At 66.3% G+C, this 23,529-nt stretch carries 24 protein-coding genes; 10 read left to right on the forward strand and 14 right to left on the reverse strand.

Going from position 1 to position 23,529, the window contains the following annotated elements; translation table 11 throughout:
* Positions 1-77: 77 nt before the first annotated feature.
* Positions 78-935 carry an IclR family transcriptional regulator gene (locus QMF22_RS07180; protein ID WP_283451835.1) on the forward strand — a complete coding sequence of 286 codons (858 nt, stop codon included), beginning with the start codon at positions 78-80 and terminating at the stop codon, positions 933-935.
* Here the strand turns inward: QMF22_RS07180 and QMF22_RS07185 are convergent.
* Positions 871-1,059 carry a hypothetical protein gene (locus QMF22_RS07185; RefSeq protein ID WP_283451838.1) on the reverse strand — a complete coding sequence of 63 codons (189 nt, stop codon included), beginning with the start codon at positions 1,057-1,059 and terminating at the stop codon, positions 871-873. The genes QMF22_RS07180 and QMF22_RS07185 overlap by 65 nt on opposite strands.
* Positions 1,060-1,122: 63 nt before the next feature.
* Between QMF22_RS07185 and QMF22_RS07190 the strand changes: the two genes are divergently transcribed.
* On the forward strand, positions 1,123-2,037 hold the full coding sequence (locus tag QMF22_RS07190; RefSeq protein WP_283451840.1) for a LysR family transcriptional regulator: 915 nt from the start codon (positions 1,123-1,125) through the stop codon (positions 2,035-2,037).
* 179 nt (positions 2,038-2,216) lie between these two features.
* On the opposite strand, the gene QMF22_RS07195 is transcribed toward QMF22_RS07190, so the two are convergent.
* The 9 genes from QMF22_RS07195 to QMF22_RS07235 form a co-directional block, all read right to left on the reverse strand.
* Positions 2,217-3,716 (reverse strand): CoA-acylating methylmalonate-semialdehyde dehydrogenase, encoded by a 1,500-nt coding sequence (locus tag QMF22_RS07195; protein WP_283451842.1) that lies wholly within the window; start codon positions 3,714-3,716, stop codon positions 2,217-2,219.
* Positions 3,717-3,745: 29 nt separating this feature from the next.
* Positions 3,746-5,068 (reverse strand): aspartate aminotransferase family protein, encoded by a 1,323-nt coding sequence (locus QMF22_RS07200; protein ID WP_283451844.1) that lies wholly within the window; start codon positions 5,066-5,068, stop codon positions 3,746-3,748.
* Positions 5,069-5,157: 89 nt separating this feature from the next.
* On the reverse strand, positions 5,158-6,294 hold the full coding sequence (locus QMF22_RS07205; protein ID WP_283451847.1) for an ABC transporter substrate-binding protein: 1,137 nt from the start codon (positions 6,292-6,294) through the stop codon (positions 5,158-5,160).
* Positions 6,295-6,339: 45 nt separating this feature from the next.
* Positions 6,340-7,110: an ABC transporter permease gene (locus tag QMF22_RS07210; RefSeq protein ID WP_283451849.1), complete on the reverse strand. Its 771-nt coding sequence runs from the start codon at positions 7,108-7,110 to the stop codon at positions 6,340-6,342.
* Positions 7,107-7,955, reverse strand: a complete 849-nt coding sequence (locus tag QMF22_RS07215) for an ABC transporter ATP-binding protein (RefSeq protein ID WP_283451851.1) — start codon at positions 7,953-7,955, stop codon at positions 7,107-7,109. The genes QMF22_RS07210 and QMF22_RS07215 overlap by 4 nt, the downstream gene beginning before the upstream one ends.
* Positions 7,952-8,893, reverse strand: a complete 942-nt coding sequence (locus QMF22_RS07220) for an ABC transporter permease (RefSeq protein ID WP_283451854.1) — start codon at positions 8,891-8,893, stop codon at positions 7,952-7,954. The genes QMF22_RS07215 and QMF22_RS07220 overlap by 4 nt, the downstream gene beginning before the upstream one ends.
* Positions 8,894-8,897: 4 nt before the next feature.
* Positions 8,898-9,914: a TIGR03842 family LLM class F420-dependent oxidoreductase gene (locus QMF22_RS07225; protein WP_283451856.1), complete on the reverse strand. Its 1,017-nt coding sequence runs from the start codon at positions 9,912-9,914 to the stop codon at positions 8,898-8,900.
* Between the two features lie 10 nt (positions 9,915-9,924).
* The gene (hydA, locus tag QMF22_RS07230; protein WP_283451858.1) at positions 9,925-11,358 is read right to left on the reverse strand and encodes a dihydropyrimidinase; all 1,434 of its coding nucleotides are present in this window, start codon (positions 11,356-11,358) and stop codon (positions 9,925-9,927) included.
* A 120-nt stretch (positions 11,359-11,478) separates the two neighbouring features.
* A complete protein-coding gene (locus tag QMF22_RS07235; RefSeq protein ID WP_283451860.1) occupies positions 11,479-12,333 on the reverse strand; it encodes a nitrilase-related carbon-nitrogen hydrolase in 855 nt (284 codons plus the stop codon).
* A 153-nt stretch (positions 12,334-12,486) separates the two neighbouring features.
* On the opposite strand from QMF22_RS07235, the gene QMF22_RS07240 reads away from it, so the two are divergent.
* Complete coding sequence (locus tag QMF22_RS07240; protein WP_283451861.1) at positions 12,487-13,869, forward strand: aminotransferase-like domain-containing protein; 1,383 nt, start codon at positions 12,487-12,489, stop codon at positions 13,867-13,869.
* Between the two features lie 21 nt (positions 13,870-13,890).
* On the opposite strand, the gene fgd is transcribed toward QMF22_RS07240, so the two are convergent.
* Positions 13,891-14,895, reverse strand: a complete 1,005-nt coding sequence (fgd, locus tag QMF22_RS07245) for a glucose-6-phosphate dehydrogenase (coenzyme-F420) (protein WP_283451863.1) — start codon at positions 14,893-14,895, stop codon at positions 13,891-13,893.
* Between the two features lie 173 nt (positions 14,896-15,068).
* Between fgd and QMF22_RS07250 the strand changes: the two genes are divergently transcribed.
* The 4 genes from QMF22_RS07250 (at position 15,069) to cofD (ending at position 18,928) form a co-directional block, all read left to right on the forward strand.
* Positions 15,069-16,061: a putative F420-0 ABC transporter substrate-binding protein gene (locus tag QMF22_RS07250; RefSeq protein WP_283451865.1), complete on the forward strand. Its 993-nt coding sequence runs from the start codon at positions 15,069-15,071 to the stop codon at positions 16,059-16,061.
* 94 nt (positions 16,062-16,155) lie between these two features.
* Positions 16,156-17,172 (forward strand): putative F420-0 ABC transporter permease subunit, encoded by a 1,017-nt coding sequence (locus QMF22_RS07255; protein ID WP_283451867.1) that lies wholly within the window; start codon positions 16,156-16,158, stop codon positions 17,170-17,172.
* The gene (locus tag QMF22_RS07260) at positions 17,163-17,942 is read left to right on the forward strand and encodes an ABC transporter ATP-binding protein (protein WP_283451869.1); all 780 of its coding nucleotides are present in this window, start codon (positions 17,163-17,165) and stop codon (positions 17,940-17,942) included. Before QMF22_RS07255 ends, QMF22_RS07260 begins: the two co-directional genes overlap by 10 nt.
* A complete protein-coding gene (cofD, locus tag QMF22_RS07265) occupies positions 17,939-18,928 on the forward strand; it encodes a 2-phospho-L-lactate transferase (protein ID WP_283451871.1) in 990 nt (329 codons plus the stop codon). Before QMF22_RS07260 ends, cofD begins: the two co-directional genes overlap by 4 nt.
* Here the strand turns inward: cofD and cofC are convergent.
* Positions 18,925-19,617 carry a 2-phospho-L-lactate guanylyltransferase gene (gene cofC, locus QMF22_RS07270; protein WP_283451873.1) on the reverse strand — a complete coding sequence of 231 codons (693 nt, stop codon included), beginning with the start codon at positions 19,615-19,617 and terminating at the stop codon, positions 18,925-18,927. The two genes, cofD and cofC, sit on opposite strands and share 4 nt — an antisense overlap.
* 119 nt (positions 19,618-19,736) lie before the next feature.
* On the opposite strand from cofC, the gene QMF22_RS07275 reads away from it, so the two are divergent.
* The gene (locus QMF22_RS07275; protein WP_283451875.1) at positions 19,737-20,087 is read left to right on the forward strand and encodes a hypothetical protein; all 351 of its coding nucleotides are present in this window, start codon (positions 19,737-19,739) and stop codon (positions 20,085-20,087) included.
* Here QMF22_RS07275 and QMF22_RS07280 read toward each other — a convergent pair.
* Positions 20,084-20,872 carry a coenzyme F420-0:L-glutamate ligase gene (locus QMF22_RS07280; RefSeq protein WP_283452626.1) on the reverse strand — a complete coding sequence of 263 codons (789 nt, stop codon included), beginning with the start codon at positions 20,870-20,872 and terminating at the stop codon, positions 20,084-20,086. The two genes, QMF22_RS07275 and QMF22_RS07280, sit on opposite strands and share 4 nt — an antisense overlap.
* A gap of 47 nt (positions 20,873-20,919) precedes the next feature.
* Positions 20,920-21,921, reverse strand: coding sequence for a TIGR03557 family F420-dependent LLM class oxidoreductase (locus tag QMF22_RS07285; RefSeq protein WP_283451878.1), 1,002 nt, complete (start codon positions 21,919-21,921; stop codon positions 20,920-20,922).
* A 108-nt stretch (positions 21,922-22,029) separates the two neighbouring features.
* On the opposite strand from QMF22_RS07285, the gene QMF22_RS07290 reads away from it, so the two are divergent.
* Both QMF22_RS07290 and QMF22_RS07295 read left to right on the forward strand, forming a co-directional pair.
* Entirely contained in the window at positions 22,030-22,866 is an 837-nt protein-coding gene (locus QMF22_RS07290; protein ID WP_283451880.1) for an exodeoxyribonuclease III, read from the forward strand.
* Positions 22,867-23,451, forward strand: coding sequence for an antibiotic biosynthesis monooxygenase (locus QMF22_RS07295; RefSeq protein WP_283451882.1), 585 nt, complete (start codon positions 22,867-22,869; stop codon positions 23,449-23,451).
* The last annotated feature ends 78 nt before the right edge of the window (positions 23,452-23,529 follow it).

The raw sequence follows: 23,529 nt of genomic DNA on the forward strand, positions 1-23,529 counted from the left end.
GACGCTGGCACCCGTCAGGGCCGGCACGGCTCTACTCTGGAGTCGACGGACCCAGCACAGAAGTAGGAGCAACGATCGTGTCAACGGAACAGGTCAGTCGCCGGTCACCCACACTGGTGCTGCACAAAATCACCGAGATTCTCAACTGTTTCCGGGTGGATGCACCCGAACTCACCCTGCAGCAGGTGATCAAGAAAACCGGCCTGCCGTCGAGCACCTGCCAGCGTCTCGTGCAGGACATGGTGCATGAGGGACTACTTGATCGCGATCAGGATCGGTACCGCATTGGAATCGCAGTGGTGCGCTGGGCTGCGCCCGGAACTCTCGGCCTCGACGCAGTACAGCTCGTGAAGCCGGTGCTGCAGGACCTGCGGGACGAGACCGGCGAGACGGCATGCTTCTATGTTCGCGACGGCGCCTTCCGCACCATCGTGGCCGTAGCCGAGACTCGGCACGTGGTGATCCGACCGTTCATGGTCGGAATGGTCATGCCTCTGCACGCTGGCGCTCCCGGCAAGATTTTTCTCGCCTTCGATCCGGATGCCCGTGCCGCCCTCGAGAAATCCAATCTTGAGGCGTTCACGCCTTCCACCCCGGCCGATTTGGCAACCCTGGACGCTCAAGTCGAGGTCGCCCGCAAGCAGGGCTACTTCGCTGCCTTCGGCGAGCGCAACCTCGGCGTGGGCTCAATCAGCGCACCCGTGTTCACACACATGGGCGAACTGGCCGGTGCGATGGGCTTGGGCTTTCCCACCCAGCGGGTCACGCCCGAAGACGTTGACCGCCTCGGCCCTCTGGTGGCCCGGGCGTCGATGGAGGCAAGCCGGCGCTTGGGCTCCGACTCGGCCGTGCGTAGCCGGGATTCTCCGGCTAGAAGATGCGAACCAGGTTGCGACGCTCGGTCTGACGGTAGCCATCGCGGCGCACCTCGATGACGAGAGCGGTGATGGAAACAACGGCAACGAGCAGGATGGCGATGAGGATGATCACGAGATGCCTTTCGAAGGAGATGGAGTGGCCCGGCACGGAGGCGACATTGCTCGTGTGTGACCCTCTCATTTGACCACCCCTAACCGTGCAGCACAATCGCATTATTCTGCATGCATTGTGTAGGTTGGCTACATGGACGTGCAACGACTCGAACTGCTCCGCGAACTCGCCGACCGCGGCAGCGTTACGGCGGTCGCCTTGGCCACCCACCGCACCCCGTCGGCCGTCTCCCAGCAGCTCAAGGTGCTCGAACGCGAGGCCGGCTTACCGCTCACCCAGCGTCATGGTCGCGGACTCGTGCTCACCTCGGCTGGCCGCGCCCTCGCCCGCAGCGCAGCGGACGTCGCGGTGTCACTCGCGAAAGCGACCGCACTCTGGGACGAATTCCGCAACCACGCCTCGGGTGAAGTGAGCCTGGTCACCTTTCCTACCGCCGGCCAAATGCTGCTGCCCGGCGTCATCAAGATTCTCGGGCCGGACCTCGTGCTCAACTGCGCCGATGAAGACCCGGAGCTACGCGACTTTCCCGCCTTCACGGCCGAGTACGACATTGTGCTCGCCCACTCCATGAGCGGCCAGCTCTCCTGGGCCGGTCGTGGCCTCACGGTTGTTCCACTCATGACCGAGCCGCTCGATGTGGGACTGCCCGTCGGGCATCCGCTCGCCGATCGCGCCTGGGTGCGTCCCAGCGACCTCATCGGCGAGACCTGGATCGGCGTGACCGACGGCTACCCGTTCGAGCGCATTCTGCACGCGATCGAGCAGGAGGCCGGCGCCCGCCTGTCCATGTCACAGCGCTTCGCTGACCTTGCGCTGATCGAATCGTTCGTGATCGCCGGGCTCGGCATCGCCCTCGTGCCCCGGTACACCTCCGGCGGCGGGCAGCCCGGTCGACTCGTACTGAAGCCACTGCGCGGCATCGAGTCGGAGCGACAGATTGTGGCTCTGATGCGCCCCGACCGAGCCGAGCGCCTGGCCGTGCGCACCGTCATCGAAGCCCTGAAATCCGAAGCCGCGAGAGTGCAGCAGTCCCACACGGCCCAGTAGCAAGACCCAGCAACGAGGTCCCCCAGAGTCCAGGCGGTGGCGGGGTTTTCCGCGGAGTTGCGAGTTTTCAGGTGTTCCGGGGCATCCGCATGCCTTTCGCGGATTCCCGGAACACCTGAATGTTTGAGCGGGGAGCGGATGGCCCCGCCACCGCCGACCGGCGAGAACTGCCTGGAGAACTACTGGTTCTGGGGGAAGCCCAGGTTGATTCCTCCGTGGCTCGGGTCGAGCCAACGGCTCGTGACCGCCTTCTCCCGGGTGTAGAAGTTCACTCCCGCGGGGCCGTAGGCCTTTGCGTCACCGAACAGCGAGTTCTTCCAGCCGCCGAACGAGTGGTACGCGACCGGCACCGGAATCGGCACGTTGATGCCGACCATGCCGACCTGCACCTCGTTCTGGAACCGGCGAGCGGCCCCGCCGTCGTTGGTGAAGATGGCGGTGCCGTTGCCGTACTGGCTCGCGTTGATGAGGTCGAGGCCCTCCTGGTAGCTGGCCACGCGCACGATCGACAGCACCGGTCCGAAGATCTCGTCGAGGTACACGGCGGAGTCGACGCTGACCTTGTCGAACAGGGTCGGGCCGAGCCAGAAGCCGTTGGGGTCACCATCAACCTTCACGCCGCGGCCATCGATGACGACGTCGGCGCCGTCGGCCTGGGCGATGTCGATGTAGCCGGCGACCTTGTCGCGGTGCACCTTGGTGATCAGCGGTCCCATGTCGCAGCCGCGCGTGCCGTCACCGACCGTGAGGCCCTTGACCCGCTCGGCGATCTTTGCGATGAGTTCGTCAGCCACGGGCTCCACGGCGACGATGACGCTGATGGCCATGCAGCGCTCACCGGCGGATCCGAACCCGGCGTTGACGGCGGCATCCGCTGTCAGGTCGAGGTCGGCGTCAGGCAGCACGAGCATGTGGTTTTTCGCGCCACCGAGGGACTGCACGCGCTTGCCGTGCTTGGCCGCGGTCTCGTAGATGTAGCGGGCGATCGGGGTGGAACCGACGAAGGAGATCGCCTGCACGTCGGGGTTCACGAGCAGCGCGTCGACGGCCTCCTTGTCGCCGTGCACGACGTTGAGCACACCGGCAGGCAGGCCGGCCTCGGTGAACAGCTCGGCGAGCCAGTTCGACGCCGAAGGGTCTTTCTCGCTCGGCTTGAGCACGACGGTATTGCCGGCCGCGATCGCGATGGGGAAATACCAGAGCGGCACCATCGCCGGAAAGTTGAACGGGCTGATGATGCCGACCACGCCGAGCGACTGGCGAATCGAGTACACGTCGACGCCGGTCGAGACGTTCTCGGAGTACTCGCCCTTGGTCAGGTGCGGCATTCCGAGGGCGAATTCGACGACCTCGAGGCCGCGAATGATCTCGCCGAGCGCGTCGGAGGTCACCTTGCCGTGTTCGGCGGTGAGGATATCGGCCAGGTCGCCCTTGCGCGCGTTCAGCAACTCGCGAAAGTTGTACATGATGGTCTGGCGGCGAGCCTGGCTCGTGTCGCGCCAGGCCGGGTAGGCGGCCTGGGCGACGGCGACGGCTGCGTCGAGGTCGGCGGCGCTCGCCAGCAGCACGTTTTTGGCGACTGTGCCGGTGGCGGGGTTGAAGACGGGCGCGGTGCGGGTCGAGGTACCGGCGGCAGCGGTGCCGTCGATGTAGTGCTGAATGGTGGGAACTTCGGTCATGGGTGATGCGTCCTTAATGGTTGGAGCGGTCAGGAAAGCAGGTCGAGGCTGAGCACCTCGTCGTAGGTGGCAAGCGCTTCGGCCACCTCAGCGTCGGTGACGACACACGGCGGCACGACGTGGATACGGTTTTCCATGAGGAACGGCAGCAGGCCGCGGCCGAGCAGTTCGGCCTTCACCCGGGCCATGACGGCGGCGCTCACCGGCTCACGGGTCTCGGGGTCGGCGACCAGCTCGAGCGCCCAGAACACGCCGACACCGCGCACTTCGCCGATGATCGGGTGCTTGGCCTGCAGCTCGCGAAGGCCCGGCTCGAGCACATCACGGCCGATGCGGGCGGCGTTCTCGACGATGCCCTCGTCTGCCATCGCATCGAGGGTGCCGACGATCGACGCCATGGCGAGCGGATGCCCGCTGTACGTCAGCCCGCCGGGAAAGACCGTCTCGTCAAAGGTCGCAGCGATTGCATCGGAGATAATCACACCGCCGGTGGGCACGTAGCCGGAGTTGACGCCCTTGGCGAAGGTGATCAGGTCGGGCACGACGTCATAGGCCTGGAAGGCGAACCAGTTGCCCGTGCGGCCGAAGCCGCACATGACCTCGTCGAGGATGAGCATGATGCCGTACTTGTCGCAGAGCGCGCGCACCCCGGGCAGGTAGCCGGCCGGCGGCATCATGATTCCGGCGGTGCCGGGAATCGACTCGAGCAGAATGGCGGCGACCGACGCCACCCCTTCACTCTGAATGACCCGTTCGAGGTGGTGCAGCGCGCGGGCGCATTCCTCAGCCTCGGTCGTCGCCCAGAATTCGCTGCGGTAGAGGAACGGGCCGAAGAAGTGCACGTGGCCGCGCGAATATTCGTTGGGGATGCGACGCCAGTCGCCGGTCGCCACGATCGCCGCGCCGGTGTTGCCATGATACGACTTGTAGAGCGAGAGCACCTTGTCGCGGCCGGTGTGCAGACGGGCCATGCGCATGGCGTTCTCATTCGCATCCGCTCCACCGTTGGTGAAGAACACCTTGTTGAATCCGGCCGGGGCCCGGTCGGTGATGCGCTTGGCCGCCTCGCCGCGGGCCAGGTTCGCCGTGGCCGGCGAGATGGTCGTCAGGAGCGCGGCCTGCTCGGTGATGGCTTTCACGACGGCCGGATGCTGGTGGCCAATATTCAGGTTCACCAACTGACTCGAAAAGTCGAGATAGGTGCGCCCGTCATGATCCCAGACGCGGCAGCCCAACCCGCCGGCGATGACGAGCGGCTTCAATGCTGCCTGTGCCGACCAGGAATGGAATACGTGCGCCCGGTCGAGTTCGCTGGTGTGCGCGTTGAGAGTTTGTGTGCTGGTGTCAGTCACGTATATCGCTGGCTTTCTGTTGGAAGTGGGTGAATAGGAAAAATTGTGCGCCGGGCGGCCCGTGCAGGGCCGCCCGGCCGGTTCAGCTGCTAGTTGCCGCCCTCGTTGAGGGTGACCTCGGTGGGCTTCCAGTCGGTGCCCATGACATCGACGCCGTCAGCCTTCAGCTCATCGAGCGCCTTGGTGACGTACTCGTTGGAGTAGGCGGTGGCGGGCGGAGCCGTGGTGATGATGGTCGCGCCGGTTTCGTTCTTGGTGTTCATAGCGATATCGACCGTGTTGGCCCAGGCCGCTTCATCGATCATTCCGACGCCGTTGGTCGACGGGAAGATGAGCTTGCTGACCTCGTTGGTCATCCACAGTTGGTGGCTCTCCCCGAGGGTCGAACCGGCGGCCGTGACGATACCGGCCGCGATCGACGGGTTGTTGGCCGCGTAGATCCAGCCCTTGATCGACGCCTTGATGAATTTCACCGTGTTGTCGGCATAGTCGGCGTCACTGTCGAGTTTGTCGGCGTTGGCCCAGATGGAGTCCTGGAGCATCGCGGTGCCCTCGTCGTTCCAGTCGATGACGTTGAGTTCCTCGGGCTGGAACAGCTCGCCGGTGTCGGGGTTGATGGTTTCCAGAACCTGGGCGTACTCGTTGTAGGTCATGGCCTGGGCGGCAGCGATATCGCCGGCGAGGAATCCGGTCATGTCGAACGCCTGCTGAATGAGGTTGATGTCGCCGAGCTCAACGCCGGCTTTCTGCATGCCGGCGAACAGTTCCCACTCGTTGCCGTAGCCCCAGCTGCCGACGTTCTTGCCCGCAAGGTCCGCCGCGGTCGTGATGCCCTTGTCCTTGAGCGAGATCTGGGTGGTGGCGCTGCGCTCGAAGATCTGGGCGACGTCGGTGATGTTGGCGCCCTGCTCGATCGAGCCGAGCACCTTCGGCACCCAGGAGATGGCGTAGTCGGCGTCACCGGCGGCGAGTACGTCCTGCGGCACGATGTCGGAGCCACCCTCGTCGATGGTCACGTCGAGGCCTTCGTCTTCGTAGTAGCCCTGGTCGAGCGCGGCGTAGTAACCGGCGAACTGGGCCTGCGCAAACCACTGCAGCTGCAGGGTGATCGGGGTGAGATCGCCGGCGGCATCCGTTGAGGGAGCAGTGCTCGCCGTGCTGCAGCCTGAGAGAACGAGAGCGCCGACGGCCGTGATTGCGCCAAGCCATGTGATGCGGTGTTTCATGGTGCCTCCTTGGTTACTGTTGCTGTGGGTGGTGGGGTGGATGGTCTAGCCGCCGGAACGGCGGGTGACGAGCTTCTCCACGATGAGAGCTGCACAGTAAAAAGCGAGTCCGAGAATGATCGAGCCGAGCACGTAGGCCCAGGCCAGCCCGTAGTTGCTGCTCGACGCGGCCGAGGTGATCGATTTGCCAAGGCCGCCGACCGGTCCGCCGAAGTACTCGGCGATCAGGGCGCTGATCACGGCGAGCGACGATGCGATGCGCAGGCCGGTGAAGACGAACGGCAGCGCGGTGGGCAGGGTGACCGCGCGGGTCGCCTGCCAGCTGGTGACGGCGTAGGCGCGCATCAGATCGCGGTCCACCGGGCGCACCTGGCGCAGGCCCTTGAGGGTGTTGAAGTAGACCGGCACGAACACGGCGAGCGCAGCGACCAGCTGCCGGGCGGTCTCGGCGCCCGCACCGAACATCGTATAGAGCACCGGCGCGAGCGCCACGATCGGAACCACCGAGAGGGCTGCGACGATCGGTGCGGCCATCTCATCGAGCAGGCGGGCGAGTGCTGCCACGATCGCCAGCGCAATGCCGATCAGGGCGCCGATGACCAGGCCGATCAGGGAGTTACGGCCAGTGACCGCCATTCCGCCGGCGACGTTGTTCAGGTTGCCGGCGAATTCGGCGCCGATCGCAAACGGTGCCGGAAGAATGAACGCCTTGATCGCCAGCCCGGTGACCAAGCCCTGCCAGAGCAGGATGACGGCCACCCCGAACACGATTGGGGCGAGTACGGTCTGAACCAGTCCCGGCTGGGCCGTTCTCATCGCGTCTCGACCCCGCGAGCGCCGGCCGGGCTGGCACCGGCGGCTTCATCGCCGTGCAGCAGGTCGCGAACCTCGCTGAGGGAGCGAAAGAAGCCCTCGTCTTCGCGCAGGTCTTCGCCGCGGCCACTCGGAGCGCCAAGACCAACGCTCACAATCGAACGGATGCGTCCGGGCCGCGGCTCCAGCACCACCACCCGGTTGGAAAGAAACACCGCTTCGGGAATGGAGTGGGTGACGAAGACCACGGCGGCCTGGGTTTCGGCGCAGATGCGCACGAGTTCATTCTGCATGCGCTCGCGGGTCATCTCGTCGAGGGCGCCGAACGGTTCGTCCATAAGCAGCAGGCTGGGGCTTTCGGCGAGCGAGCGCGCTATTGCCACGCGCTGCTGCATACCGCCGGAGAGCTGGTCGGGAAAGTGCGCCGCGAAGTCGGAGAGCCCGACCAACGCGATCAGTTCAGCGGCACGGCGGCGCCTCGCCGCCTTGCCGACCCCGTGCAACTCGAGCGGCAGCTCGATATTGCCGGCCACCGTGCGCCACGGCAGCAGGCCGGCCTGCTGGAAGGCGATGCCGTAGTCCTGGTCGATGCGGGCCTGCCTGGCCGGTTTGCCGAACACCTCGATTCTGCCGCTCGTGGGAACGTCGAGGTCGGCGATGAGTCTCAGCAGCGTGCTCTTGCCGCATCCGCTTGGCCCGATCAGGCTGACGAATTCGCCGGGCGCGACCGTAAGGCTCACGTCGTCGAGGGCGGTGACACCTGGACCCTTGCGGGCGGCGAAGATGCGGCTGACGCCGTGCACGTTCACTGCGGGCACGTCGACGGCGAAGCTAGTGGTGGTAGTCATGCTGAGGCCTCTCCCCTGCGAAAACGACGAAGGAACAGGCCGATCAGGCCCACAAAGCCGGCGGCGACGAGGCCGACCAAGATCGATCCGAAGATGGGCGCCCAGGGCTTGCCCGGGTCGTTGCCGGCCGCGCCGGCGTACTCCACGATGAGCCGGCCAATGCCGCCGCGCAGCCCGATCGACACCTCGGCGACGACGCTGCCGACGACAGCGCTGACCGCGGCCAGGCGCAGAGCCGGCAACAGATAGCCGACGCTGGCCGGCAGGCGCAGCCGCCAGAGCGTCTTCCACCAGCCGACCGCGTAGCAGTGCATGAGGTCGACGTGGTTGGCGTCGGGCGAGGCGAGGCCGCGCAGGGCGCCGATCGACACCGGAAAGAACGCGAGGTAGCTGGCGATCAGGGCCACCGACATCCAGCTTTCCCAGGTGAAATCGCCGAACTGGATCTGCGCGCCCCAGCGCCGCACCAGTGGAGCGATCGCGATGAGCGGCACGGTCTGGCTCAGAATGATCCACGGAAGAATGGCCGACTCGGCCAGGCGAAAACGCTGCATCAGCAGCGCGAGCGCGAGCCCCACAGTCACCCCGACCAGCCAGCCGACCGCGGCAATGCCCAGGGTGAACAGCGAGCCCTGCGACACCGCCTGCCACAACGGCAAAGCGGATGCCGCACCCGTCACCGGCTCGAACAGCCGATCAAACATGACCCAGAGGTGCGGCATGGCGAGGTCGGTCGTGCGCGGCAGCACGGTGAGCGTGCCGATGACGACACCATCGACCGGGCCGAGCGCCTTGTAGAGCTCCCAGATGAGGGCGAGCAGTACGAGGCCGGCCAGGCCGAACAGGCCACCGCGCAGGCGCGGGTGCACGTGCGCGTCGCGACGCACTGGGACTGCTCTCCGCCGGGACGGGGCGGTCTGCTCGGTCTGGGTGGGCATCCGCTTATTTCTTGGCCGTGATGGAATCGGTCAGTGCCGGAATGACGGTGTCGCCGTAGACACGCATGGTTTCTTCCTTGTTGTCGTGCTGCAGGTAGCCGGCGAACTGGTCGACGCCGAGGTCTTTGAGTGCCTCGAGCTTCTCGATGTGGTCCTTGGCCGTTCCCAGAAGGCAGAACCGGTCGACGATATCGTCGGGCACGAAGGCGGCGTGCTCGTTTCCGGCTTTGCCGTGCTGGTTGTAGTCGTAGCCCTCGCGGTCCTTGATGTAATCGGTGAGTGCCTTCGGCACGGCCGAATCGGCGCCGTACTTGGCGACGATGTCGGCAACGTGGTTGCCGACCATTCCACCGAACCAGCGGCACTGGTCGCGCATGTGCTCCCAGTCCGAACCGACATAGGCGGGGGCGGCGACGCAGAACTTGATTGCCAGCGGGTCACGGCCGGCGTTGGAGGCTGCGGTGCGCACGCTTTCGATCATCCATTTGGCCACGTCGAGGTCGGCCATCTGCAGGATGAAGCCGTCGCCCACCTCACCGGCGAGCTTGAGCGCGAGCGGGCCGTACGCGGCGACCCAGACGTCCAGCGTGGAGCCGCGGCTCCACGGAAACTGCACCGTGGCACCGTTGTACTCCACGGGGCGGGAGTTGGCGAGCTCGCGAATGACGTGGATCGACTCGCGCAGGGTCTTCAGGGTGGTCGGTGCACCGTTGGTGGTGCGCACCGCCGAATCGCCACGGCCGATGCCGCAGATGGTGCGGTTGCCGTACATCTCGTTGAGGGTCGCGTAGGTCGACGCCGTGACGGTCCAGTCTCGGGTAGCCGGGTTGGTGACCATGGGGCCGACGATGATCTTGCTGGTTTCGGCCAGGATGCGGCTGTAGATCACATACGGTTCCTGCCAGAGCAGGTGCGAGTCGAAGGTCCAGACGTGGCTGAACCCGTGGGCCTCGGCCAGTTTGGCCAGTTGCACGGTGCGCGCCGACGGCGGGTTGGTTTGAAGTACTGCTCCGAAATCCATCTTTTCCGCCCTAAATCAGGTACTGGCTCAGGCCGCGCTTGATGTAGCGACCGTCACCCTTGGTGCCGAGGTAGGCATTGTCGTCAACGACGACCTTGCCGCGGGAGATGACGGTGTCGACGTGGCCGTCGATCTCGTAGCCTTCCCAGGCGGAATAGTCCATGTTCATGTGGTGAGTCTTATCAACACCGATGGAGGTGTGCCCATTCGGGTCGTAGACCACGACGTCGCCGTCGGCGCCGGGGGCGATCACGCCCTTCTGGCCAAACATGCCGAACATGCGTGCCGGGGTCGTGGAGCACACTTCGACCCAGCGTTCGAGCGAGATCTTGCCGTCGACCACACCCTGGTAGAGCAGGTCCATGCGGTGTTCGACCGAGCCGATTCCGTTGGGGATCTTGGAAAAGTCGGTCAGGCCCATGTCCTTCTGGCCTTTCATGCAGAACGGGCAGTGGTCGGTGGACACCATCTGGATATCGTTCGTGGCGAGGCTCTGCCACATGTGGTGCTGGTGGCCTTCAGCCTTGGCCCGCAGCGGCGTGGAGCACACCCACTTGGCTCCTTCGAAGCTGCCCCACTCGTCGCTCTCGGCACCGAGGTTGTCTTCGAGTGAGAGGTAGAGGTACTGCGGGCAGGTCTCGCCGAACACGTTCTGGCCGTTGTCTCGGGCCGTCGCGATCTGGTCAACGGCCTGCTTCGCCGACACATGAACTATATATAGGGGTGCGCCGGTGAGGTTGGCAAGCATTATGGCCCGGTGCGTGGCTTCTTCTTCGGCCTGCCAGGGCCGGGTGAGGCCGTGGTAGAGCGGGCTGGTGTTGCCGGCGGCGACGGCCTGCTGCACGAGCAGGTCGATGACGCTGCCGTTTTCGGCGTGCATCATGATCATGCTGCCGTTGGTGGCGGCGCGCTGCATGGCCTTGACGATCTGGCCGTCGTCGCTGAGAAAGACCCCCTTGTAGGCCATGAACAGTTTGAAGCTCGAGACGCCCTCGCCGACGAGTTCGTCCATCGCGGTCAGAGAGCTGTCCTGCACGTCACTGAGAATCTGGTGGAAGCCATAGTCGATGGCGCACTGGCCGGCGGCCTTCTGCTGCCAGGCGGCGTAGCGTTCCAGCACGTCTTCGCCGGCGTACTGCACGACGAAGTCGACGATGCTCGTGGTGCCGCCCCAGGCGGCCGCGCGGGTGCCGGTTTCGAAGGTGTCGCTGGCTTGGGTGCCGCCGAACGGCATCTCCATGTGGGTGTGGGCGTCGATACCGCCTGGGATAACGTACTTGCCGCCGGCATCGATGACGCGGTCGACGTTGCCCGCCACATCGAAGCCGAGCAGGGTGGAGCCGGGTGCGAGCACCGCGACAATTTTCTCGCCATCGATGAGCACGTCGGCGAGTCCTCGACCCGTGGCATTGACCACGGTGCCGTTCTTGATCAAAGTCTTCATGGCATCCTCTTCGCTGAAAGTGTCAGGGGTAGCGGATGCCGCCGGTCGAGCCTCAAAGGTCGGCCGGAAGCATCCGCTTGTGCCTAGCTGCTAGGGCTCTAGCCGCTCGGGGCCCAATTATTAGGGCGCGACGAGGGGCTCATAGGAGTCGGGGCGACGGTCACGGTAGAACTGCCAGGAGTTGCGCACCTCGCGGATGACGCCAAGGTCGAGGTCTCGCACGAGAATCTCCTCGGTGTCGGTCGAGGCGCCCTCGCCCACGTAGTTGCCCTTGGGATCAACGAAGTACGAGCTGCCGTAGAAGGTCACGGCCTCGTCGCCGAACTCGGCCGCTTCATTGCCGATGCGGTTGTTCGCGCCGACGTAGTACTGGTTGGCGACGGCGGCGGCGGGCTGCTCGAGCTCCCACAGGCGGTTCGAGAGACCGGGCTTGGTGGCCGAGGGGTTGAACACGATCTCGGCGCCGTTCAGGCCAAGTGCACGCCAGCCCTCCGGGAAGTGGCGGTCGTAGCAAATGTAGACGCCGATCTTGCCGTACGCCGTGTCGAACACCGGGTAGTCGGTGTTGCCGGGGCGAAAGTAGAACTTCTCCCAGAACTGCGGCAGGTGCGGGATGTGGTGCTTACGGTACTTGCCGAGGTAGGTTCCGTCGGCGTCGATGACCGCGGCGGTGTTGTAGAGCACGCCGGGCTGTTCTTCCTCATAGACCGGAAGCACGATGACCATCTTGAACTCGGCGGCGAGTTTAGCGAACCGATCCACGAGCGGGCCGGGAACGGCCTGCGCATAGTCGTAATACTTGGCGTCCTGCACGATGCCGAAATAGGGGCCGTGAAAGAGTTCCTGAAAGCAGATCACCTGCACGCCCTGGGCGGCGGCGGTGCGCACGAAGCCTTCGTGCTTGGCGATCATGGATTCTTCGTCGCCGGTCCAGGTGGCCTGGGTGATGGCGGTTCGAACGATCTGGCTATTCATGCTGTGCCTTCCACTTGCTTTTCGTTAGTCAAGGGTCGCTATGAACCGCGCTGTTCGTATTGTTATTATTTGACGTAAACATTTCAAATGTGTTTCTCTGTGTAACGCACGCATTAATCATCCTGTCGTCCACGGCACCTTGGGGCAAGAGCAATGCAGAACTTTATCGATGAAATCGAGCAGCGCACCCCGGCGGGGATTGCCGCGGCCATCGGCCGGCTGATCGCGAGCGGTCGCCTCGCGCCTGGAGACCGCCTGCCGACCGTGCGAGTACTGGCCGGCGAGCTCGGCGTGAGCCCGGCCACGGTCAGCCACGCCTGGCAGGCGCTCTCCTCGGTCGGCCTGATCGTGTCGCGTGGTCGGGGCGGCACCTTCGTTCAGGATGCCGCGCCCCAGTGGCTGCCGGCCCGCAGCCAGTCCATGATCGGCGCGGTCGGTCCGGCCCGCCTCGATCTCTCGCGCGGCACTCCCGACCCGCTGCTGCTCCCGGCACTCGGACCGGCGCTGTCCCGCGTGTCGCAGCGCGCGGTGACGCCGAGCTACCAGGATCTGCCGATCATTCCGGAGCTGCTCGAGGTACTGCGGGCCTCGTGGCCCTACCCGGTGGAAACCATCACCGTCGTCGACGGCGCCCTCGACGCCATCTCGCGCAGCCTCGACGCAGTGGCCCGGTTCGGCGACCGGGTCATCATGGAGAACCCCACGTTTCCGCCGTTCTTCGACCTACTCGACCAGCTCGGCCTCGAGCGCCTCCCGGTAGCGGTCGACGAGCACGGCATTGTTCCGGCCGACTTCGCCGCGGCGCTGAAGCTCGGCCCGGCCGTGGTGCTGCTGCAGCCGCGGGCGCAGAACCCCACCGGCGCCTCGATGACGGCGCATCGGGCCGAGGAGCTGGCCCGGCTGCTGCGCGCTACGCCGGCGAGCGCGGACACCATCGTGATCGAAGACGATCACTCCGCCGAGATCAGCATCGCCTCCGACGTGAGTCTCGGCCTCTGGCTGCCGGAACGCACCCTGCACGTGCGCAGCTTCTCCAAATCGCACGGCCCCGACCTGCGCATTGCCGCGCTCGGCGGTCCGGCCGCGCTGATCGACCCGATCGTATCGCGGCGCATGCTCGGCCCCGGCTGGACCAGCCGCATGCTGCAGACCATTTTGCACGACCTGCTCACCAACGGCGAGAGCATGGCCCAGGTCAGCGAGGCCCGCCGCATCTACTTCGCCCGCCAGCGTGCCCTTGCCGATGCCCTGGCCGAGTTCGGGCTTGAGGTGGTGCAGGCCGACGGCATCAACACCTGGTTGCCCGTGCAGAACGAGCGGGATGCCATGGTGCGGCTCGCCGCCTCCGGCATTCGCGTGGCTGGCGGTTCGCCGTTTCTGGCCGCCCCGGATCTGTCAGGCGCCGGCGGCCCCGCATTCATTCGCGTGACCGCCGGCGCCCTGCCCGACGACATCCGACCGGTGGCCGAGGCGCTGGCCGCGGCGGCGCGTCCGCTTGATTCGGCCGTGCACCCCATCGGTGCGCGCTGGTCGTAACCGGATTCGTTCGCTGAGGCGTCAGCCCAGCTCGCGCAGCCTGGGGGCCAGGTCGCGCTCGAACAGGCCGAGAAAACGCTTCTGGTCGTGGCCCGGGGCGTGGAAGACCAGATGGTTGAGGCCGGCATCGAGGTACGGCTTGATCAGTGCCACCGCCTCGTCGGGGTCGGAGGCGACGATCCAGCGCTTGGCCACCTGCTCGATCGGGAGCGCATCGGCGGCCGCCTCCATCTCGAGCGGGTCGTGAATGGACTGCTTCTGCTCGGGCGTGAGCGACAGCGGGGCCCAGAACCGGGTGTTCTCGAGCGCGGCCTGCGGGTCGGTGTCGTAGGAGATCTTGATCTCGATCATGCGGTCGATGTCGTCCTGGGCGCGACCGACCTTGTCCAGCCCCTCGGCGACGGCGGGAAGGAGTTTCTCGGTGTAAAGCTCCATGCCCTTGCCCGAGGTGCAGATGAAACCGTCGCCGGCACGGCCGGCATAGCGGGCCACGACCGGGCCGCCGGCCGCGATGTACACCGGCACCGGGGCATCCGGAACGTCGTAGAGGGTGGCTCCGACGGTTTTGTAATACTCTCCGTCGAAATCGATGCGCTCACCGGTCCAGAGCTGACGCATGAGGTCGACGGCCTCGCGGAGGCGCGCGAAACGTTCCTTGAACTCGGGCCAGTCGCCCTGGTAGCCCGTGGCGATCTCATTGAGGGCCTCGCCCGTTCCCACACCGAGCATGATGCGCCCGGGGTAGAGGCAGCCCATGGTTCCGAAGGCCTGGGCCAGTACGGCCGGGTTGTAGCGGAACGTGGGTGTCATCACCGACGTGCCGATCTGCACCCGCTTGGTGCGTTCGCCGACCGCGGCCATCCAGGCCATCGCGTAGGGCGCGTGGCCGCCTTCGTGCCGCCACGGCTGAAAGTGGTCACTCACGGTGACGCTGTCGAGCCCGTGCTCTTCGGCCATGACGCCGAGTTCCACTAGTTCTCGCGGTGCGAACTGCTCCGCCGACGCTTTCAATCCCAGCTTCAACATGCGCTCTCCCTCGTGTCGTACCCAATATTCGCACTGACTCAATGTTTGCACTGGCCGGTCCCTGCTACGGTATTCGTGACCACCAATTAGATTTTATTGGTTGAGCTTGCCTCGATTTGGGCAGCAGGTCTCTGGACAATCCAGTTCCCGCGCCCAAAATAATGAGGTTCCGCATGCGCCATTCCCGTTTTCTGTTCATCGGCGTGGCCACCAGCGCCGCCCTGCTGCTCAGCGGGTGCGCCGCCGCAACACCGGCCGCCACCCCGGCCGAGTCCCCCGCCGCCAGCGCGAGCTACCCGGTCACCGTGAAGAATTGCGGCACGAACCTCACCGTCACGAAGGCGCCCGAGCGGATCGTGTCGATCAAGTCCTCGGCGACCGAGTTGCTGTTGGCCCTAGGTCTCGGCGACCGCATCGTCGGCTCAGCCTTTCTCGACGGCCCGTTACCCTCATCGCTGGCGACCGAAGGGTCCGACCTCAACGTGATCAGCGACTTCCTGCCCGGCCAGGAGGCGGTACTCGGCCTGAACCCCGACTTCATCTACGGCGGCTGGGAATCAAACTTCAGCGCCGACGGTGTGGGCGAACGCGATGCCCTGACGGCGCTCGGCGTCGGCACATACGTCTCACCGGCAGCGTGCAAGGGCGACTTCATGCCCAATCCGCTCACCTTCGACTCGGTGTTCACCGAGATCGAAGAAGCCGGCGCCATCTTTGGCGTCGAGTCCGCCGCCGCCGACCTGGTCAACACCCTGAACGACGACCTCGCCGGTCTGACGCCGTCGATCGCCGGAACCACCACGGCCCTCTGGTACTCGAGCGGCACCACGACCCCCTACGTGGGCGCCGGCATCGGCTCACCCGAAATGATCATGGACGCCGCTGGGCTCACTAATATCTTCGCCGATGTGAGCGACACCTGGACCTCGGTGGGTTGGGAATCGATCATCGAGGCCAACCCGAGCGTCATCGTGCTGGTCGACGCCACCTGGAACACCGCCGCGTCGAAGATCGCCCACCTCGAATCGGACCCGGCCACCCAGGTGCTCGACGCAGTGAAGAACCAGCGCTACATCATTTTGCCATTCGCCTCCACCGAGGCCGGCATCCGCAATGTAGAAGCAGCATCGTCGACGATCACCCAGTTAGCCGACCTGAACGAGTGAGCTCCTTCCCCCCCACGCGAAAGCGGGTGAAGTGTCGCTTCAGCAGGGTTGAGGCAACAGCCTTCCCGCTTTCGCGAACCTGGCGGAGACTCGCGTGACCCGGAGTACGTACCTCGGGTGGCTCGTTGCAGCCACCATCGCGCTCATTCTCGTGTGCGCGGTCGCCGTGACCATCGGGCCGGCAGCCGTCAGCCTCGCGCAGGTGGCGGGCAGCATCGGCGCGCACCTCGGGCTTCCGACCGCGCCGGTGCCTCTGCTCACCGACTCCATCGTCTGGCAGCTGCGGCTGCCGCGCGTGCTCACGGCCGCGCTGGTCGGGGCCGGCCTCGCCCTGAGCGGCGCGGTGATGCAGAGCGTGACGCGCAACCCGCTCGCGGACCCGTACCTGCTGGGTTTGTCGAGCGGGGCATCCGTCGGTGCGGTCTGCGTGGTCATTCTCGGCATCGGCTTTGCCCTGCCGGCCGCCGCCTTCCTCGGCGCGCTGCTCGCTCTTGTCGCCACGCTCAGCATCGCCCGGGTCGGTGGCACGATCACGCCGGTGCGGGCGGTCCTCGCCGGGCTGGCCATCGCCCAGCTCGCCGGCGCGCTGACCTCGTTCATCATCTTCTGGGCGGCCAAGGGCGACTCCTACCGCGAGATTCTCAACTGGCTGCTCGGCTCGGTGGCCGGCGCCACATGGGAGAGCGTCGCGATTGCCGGAACGGCCGTGTTGGTCGTGGGCACCGGCATCCTCTTCTCGGCGACTCGGCTCGACGCGTTCGCGTTCGGTGACACCTCGGCGGCGAGCCTCGGCATCAACGTGAACCGCACCCGCTGGGCACTGCTCGGATCGGTGGCCCTGCTGACCGGTGCCATGGTGGCCGTCAGCGGCTCGATCGGGTTCGTCGGACTCATCCTGCCGCACCTCGTGCGCGGCGTCAGCGGGCCGGGACACCGCCGACTGCTGCCGCTCGTTGCCGTCTGCGGCGGGCTGTTCCTGGTCATTGCCGACACGCTCGCCCGCACTGTGTTCGACCCGCGCGAGCTTCCGGTGGGCATCATCACGGCGTTCATCGGGGTGCCCGTGTTCATTCTGCTGATCAAGAGAAAGAAGTCGCACCTGTGGGCGTAGACCTCGACCAGCTGTCGTTCTCGATCGACGGCACCAGTATTCTGCGCGACGTCTCAGCGTCGCTGCCCACCGGCAGCGTCACCGGCCTGCTCGGCCCGAACGGCGCTGGCAAGTCCACCCTGCTGCGGCTCATTGCCGGCATCGACAAAGCGGATGCCGGCACCGCCGCCCTCGACGGCGTCTCGGTGGGGTCACTGAACCGACGCGACGCGGCCCGCCGCATCGCCCTGCTGGAGCAGAATGCGGCTCCGAGCGTGGAGCTGACCGTGCTCGAGGTTGTGCTGCTCGGGCGCATTCCGCATCGCACCAAACTCATGGGCTCCTTCAGCGGCGACGAGGATCGCGGCGTCGCTCTCGATGCCCTCGAGGCGGTGGGTGCCCGATCGCTCGCCGACCGGTCCTGGCACAGCCTGAGCGGCGGGCAACAGCAGCGGGTGCAGATCGCGCGGGCCATGGCGCAGCAACCGAGCCTGCTGCTGCTCGATGAACCGACCAACCATCTCGACGTGAGCGCCCAGCTTTCCCTGCTCGGCCAGGTGCGGGAGCTCGGGGTGACGGCCATCATGGCCCTGCATGATCTCAATCTCGCGGCGGCGTACTGCGACCACATTCTGTTGCTCGACGGCGGCCTGCTGGTGGCCTCGGGCCCACCAGCCGAGGTGCTCACTCCGGAGATCATCGGCGCAGTCTACGGGGTGGACTGCTTCATTCTGGAGCATCCGCGCGGCGGGCATCCGGTCATCGTGTACTCGGCTGCGATGTCGGCGTGAAGCGAGTCACGGTCTTGGCCGGCGGTGTCGGCGGTGCCCGCTTCACTCGCGGGCTGCTCGCGCACCTCGCCGTTCTCGCTCCGGACGCGGCCGTGACCGTGATTGTGAACACCGGCGATGACATGTGGCTCGACGGGCTGCGCATCTGCCCCGACCTCGACACCGTCATGTACACACTCGGCGGAGGCATCAACGAGGAGCAGGGCTGGGGGCGCCCCGACGAAACGCGACGCGCGTCGGCGGAGATCGCAGCATACGGGCGCGGCTGGTCATGGTTCACCCTCGGCGACCTCGATCTGGCGACGCACATCGTTCGCACCGACCTTCTGCGAAACGGCTCGACGCTGTCGCAGGCGACCGAATTTCTCTGCCGCCGCTGGCAGCCCGGGGTGCGCCTGCTTCCCATGAGCGACCAGCCAGTCGAAACCCACGTATGCCTCGCCGAGAATATTGATGAGCACACGGCGGGCGACTATATTCACTTTGAAGAATGGTGGGTTCGATATCGCGCTCGCGTGACGATCACCGGGTTCAAGCAGCAGGGGCTGACCGACGCGGTCGCCGCGCCTGGTGTTCTTGAAGCCATCACCGAGGCCGACCTGGTCGTGCTGCCACCGTCGAACCCAGTTGTCTCGGTCGGCACGATCCTGGCCGTGCCCGGAGTGCGCCAAGCCCTGCGTTCCACCGGCGCGCGAGTCGTCGGGGTATCCCCGATCATCGGCGGCGCGGCGGTGCGCGGCATGGCCGATACCTGCCTGCACACCATCGGCGTCGAGACCAGTGCTCTCGCCGTCGGTCTGCACTACGGAGCGCGCACGAACGGCGGAGTACTGGACGCCTGGCTGATCGATGGAACGGATGCCGCGGCGCTGCCCACGCTAGCGGCCGCCGGCATCCGCTCTGCTGCTGTGCCGGTGTGGATGACCGACCTGCCCGCGACAACCGCGATGGCCGCGGCCGTGCTTGCTCTCGCGGCTACCGCCTAGAGCAACACACTCGTGTGCGGCCCAAGTCCGAGGGCCCGCGCGGCTTCGAGGTCGGCCGCGGTATCGACGTCGCGCCGCAACGACGAAGTCGGCGGCAGGTCGAGCACCACGTGTCCGTCGCCCTCGTGGGCAGCGCGGGAGCCGAGACCGAACCGCGGCGTGACAGTGACTCCTGCGCGGGCGAACAACGTCGTCGTGCCCACACCCTCCGCGTCGGCCACCATGGCGCGTGGGTGCACTTCGGCGAGCGCGAACGCGTTCTCCAGGTCGCTCAGGCGCAGGGCGGGCAGATCCCCGGTCATCACGGCCAGATTCGCCTGGGGATAGGCGAGCCGAGCGGCAGCGAGGCCCTGCACGATCCCGGCGTTCAAGCGGGCATGCCCCGTTTCAGCCACTGGCACCTCGGGCACTATGACCGCGCCGAACCCGCCGAGCAGGGCGCCCAGCCGGGTACTCGCGGTCACCACGAACACCCGCTCCACAGCGGATGCCGCCACCAGCATCGCCACAGTGTCGAGGGCGAACGCGTCGGCGAGCGCCGCCCGCCCCGGCCCGGCCCCGAGACGACTCTTCGCCTCGGCGCTCCCCTTGACCGGGACAACGACCACCCAGGCCGGAGCGGCCAAGGGCGAGGGCGAGGGCGAGGGCGAGGGCGAGGCAGCATGGCCGTCGCCCGAGTTTTCTTCCATCTGCGACAAGGTACCAGCGTGCGTGCAATGTGCCGCAACCCGGCGCGCGGTAGCCTCAAGGGTCGACTGCACGCATCCATCGACTCGATTACGTTCGTTTGAACGGCCCAGGAGGTTCCATGTCACTCACCACCCAGTCCCGTACGCTGCCGATGGCCATCATGACCTACCTCGAACGCAGCGCCAGCGCGAAGCCCGCCTCCGCGCGAGCAACCTTCACCGAAAACGCGGTCGTCATTGATGACGGCAAGACCTACACGGGCGAGACGGCCATCACCGCCTGGCTCGCCGGCAGCGCCGCCGAATTCGAGTACACGACCACCCAGCTGCGCACCGAGAAGGACGAGTCGTCGACGACCGTCGTCAACCGCGTCGAGGGCAACTTTCCGGGCCGCAGCGTCGACCTGAACTACCGCTTCGAGCTCGACGCCGAGAGCGGCCTGATTCAGGCCCTCACCATCTCGATCTAGCTTTTACCGGCCGCTGCAGCCAACCCGGCCGCGAATCCCTCGCCATACCCTTCAGCGCGCGCCTCGGCCGTGCCGAGCCGGAACATGTCGGTGTCGCTCGGGCGCTGCAGCGCCCGAGCGCCCGCGACATCCAGCTCGGCGACCAGCCGGCCGAGTCCGCGCACCACGGCGACCGGGTTGCCGCTGGTCTTGCCCTTGACCAGGTCGGCGGCGCCGGCGATCTCGTCGGCGACCGCCGCGACGGTGACGTCGAGGCGGCGACCAGAGACATCCGCTGTGCCTCGCAGGTCGTCGAGCACGGCGAGCCCGGCCGCGCCGATGGCGATGTCGGTCTGGCCTTCCCGCCAGGGGCGCCCGGCGGTGTCCGTGATCAGCACGCCGAGGCGCAGCCCGGTGCGTTCGCGGAGTGCAGCGCAGATCGCGCGCGCCGACCCATCCGGATCGACCGGCAGCAGCAGCACCACACCCTCGGGCGCATTGCTGGTGTCCACGCCTGCCGCCGCCATGACGAGGCCCTGCCGGTTCTCGACGATGCGGGTGACCCCGCCCGGGTGCGCCCGCGACGCCACGACGCGCACGGTCTCGTCGGTGATCGCCTGCTCGCGGTCGGCGGCCTGAACGACGCGCCCCTCCGCCTTGGAGACGATCTTGCTGGTCACCGCCACAATGTCGCCGTCAACGAGGCGGGATTGCGCGGCTTCAGCGATCAGGTCCGCGAGGTCGTCTCCGGCAGCGATCTCGCCGAAACCCCCGAGTGTGAATACTTTCAGACCGAACAGTTCCATGGCCCCCACTTCGGCGGCGGCAGCGTCGGGCAGCGAATCGTGCGGCACTAGCGCACCAGTTTCGGCAGAACGGATGCGCCGAAGACGTCGATCCACTGTTTTTGGTTGCGGCCCACGTTGTGCAGGTAGATGCGGTCGAAACCGAGGTCGACGAACCTCTGAATGTATTTGCGGTGGTCGTCGGGGTCGGCCGAGATGATCATGCGGCCCTCGAAGTCCTCCGGGCGCACCAGTTTGGCCAGCTGCTCGAACTCGAAGGGTGAACGGATGTCGCTCTTCGGAAATCGCATGCCGCCGTTCGGCCACTCGTGCAGCGCATTGGCCATCGCCTCTTCGTCGGTCTCGGCCCAGCTCAGGTGCAGCTGCAGCACCCTGGGCATCGTCGAGGGGTCTTTTCCGGCCTCGCGCGCACCGTCGTCGAACTTGCCGAACAGCATCGAGATCTTCTCCAGCGGGGCGCCGACCGTGATCAGGCCGTCGGCCAGTCGGCCGGCGCGCTTGGCGGTGACCGGGCCGGCGGTGGCGACGAGAATTTCGGGGGCGACCGGTGGCATCGTCCACAGCCGGGTCGACTCGAGCTTGAAGAACTGGCCGGAGTGCTTGACGTCCCGGCCGGCCAGGGAACCGGCGAACAGTTTGGAGATGATCTCGATGGCCTCGAACATGCGGTTGATGCGCTCGGGGGCCTCGGGCCAGTAGCCGCCCACGATGTGTTCGTTCAGAGCTTCTCCGCTACCCAGGCCCAGCCAGTGTCGGCCGGGATACATCGAGGCGAGCGTCGCCGAGGCCTGGGCGACCATGGCCGGGTGCCAGCGGAACGTCGGTGCGGTCACGCCGGGCCCGAAGTTGCCGGTGGTGCGCTCGGCGATCGAGGCGAGCACGCTCCAGACGAAGCTCGACTGCCCCTGCGCCGGAACCCAGGGCTGAAAGTGGTCGGCCGCCATCACGCCGGTGAAACCGTGCTGCTCGGCGTAGGCCGAGAGTGCGACCGCTTCGGCAGGTGGAAACTGCTCCAACATGGCCGCATAGCCAATTTGCAACTGGGTCACTGTGACCTTTCCGCGCTCAAGAATGTTGTACCCATTCAATCTCAACACAGCCGGGGCCGCTTCCGATACCGCCACCTGGCATCCGCTTCAGGCTTATAGGCTTGACGAATGCGCATTGCCACGTGGAACGTCAACTCCGTTCGTGCCCGCTCCGGGCGAATCGTCGACTGGATGGAACGCGAGGACATCGACGTTCTCGCCATGCAGGAGATCAAGTGCAAGCCGGAGCAATTTCCGTCGCAGGCTTTCGAGGATGCCGGTTACGACCTGGCCATTCACGGCCTCAGTCAGTGGAACGGTGTGGCGTTCGCGAGCCGGGAACCGATGACGGATGTTGTCACCAGCTTTCCGAATATGCCCGGCTTCCAGAAAGGGTCCGTTGGCCCTGACCAGCCGCTCGAGGCGCGCGCGCTCGGCGTGACCGTGAACGACCTGCGGCTGTGGAGCCTCTACGTGCCGAACGGTCGCGCGCTCGGCGACCCGCACTACGCCTACAAGCTGGCCTGGCTGAAGGCGCTCCAGACCCACGCGGCCGAGGAACTCAGCCAGCACCCCGCGCTCGCGCTGGCCATGATGGGCGACTGGAACGTCGCGCCCCGCGACGAAGACATGGGCGACCCGAGCTTCGTGCCCGGGCGCTCGACACACATCTCGCCCGAGGAGAGGGCGGCGTTCGACGGGTTCGAACGGGCAGGACTGACCGACGTCGTGCGGCCGATCGTGCCCGAAGGATTCACCTTCTGGGACTACAAGCAGCTGCGCTTTCCGCGCAACGAGGGCATGCGCATCGACTTCATCCTCGGCTCGCCCGCCTTCGCCGACCTGGTGACGGATGCCAGCATCCACCGGAACGAACGCAAGGGTGACGCCCCGAGCGACCATGTGCCGGTGCTCGTCGACCTCGATCTCGGCGGCGATGACGACGACCGCCCGATGATCTTCTAGATGGCTCTCCCACCCCCACCCGCGTCAGCATCCGTCACCGTTTCCATCACCCGCACGGTCGATCCGGAGCGCTTCACCGAGGCGAGCGAGTGGGTGCAGTACGGCATCAACCTCGCGCACAAATACCCCGGGTTTCTTGGGTCGGGTTGGGTGCGGGGCAGCGAAGATTCCGCGACCTGGAACATGCTCTACCGCTTCTCCGACCCCGAGAGTCTTGAGGCCTGGGAGAATTCCGACGAGCGCACGGAGTGGCTCGAGGCCGGAACCGACCTGGTGCTCGACGCCCACGTGGAGAAACGCACCGGCATCGAGGGCTGGTTCGACGGCGTGCAACCGGAACCCGGAGTACCCGCACTGGTGCCGCCGCCGCGCTGGAAGCAAATGATCAGCATCTGGCTCGGTTTCTTTCCGGTCAACCTCGTCTTCACTCTGCTGGTGACCTGGTTGGTTCCCGGCTGGGGCGACCTCGCAACTGCCCTCAAGGTGCTGCTGTCCACCCTCGCGCTCACGCCACTCATGGCCTACTTCGTGCTGCCGTGGGTGACCCGGATGCTGCGCCCCTGGCTGCAGAAACCGCCCCGCTAAAGGCGGCAACAGCAAACGGCACCCATCCTCGACCGTATGGCCGAGGATGGGTGCCGCCGTGGTGCGAGGTGCGGTGTT

Origin of the sequence: Cryobacterium sp. PH31-L1, assembly GCF_030063145.1 — a bacterium.
GTDB lineage: Bacteria > Actinomycetota > Actinomycetes > Actinomycetales > Microbacteriaceae > Cryobacterium.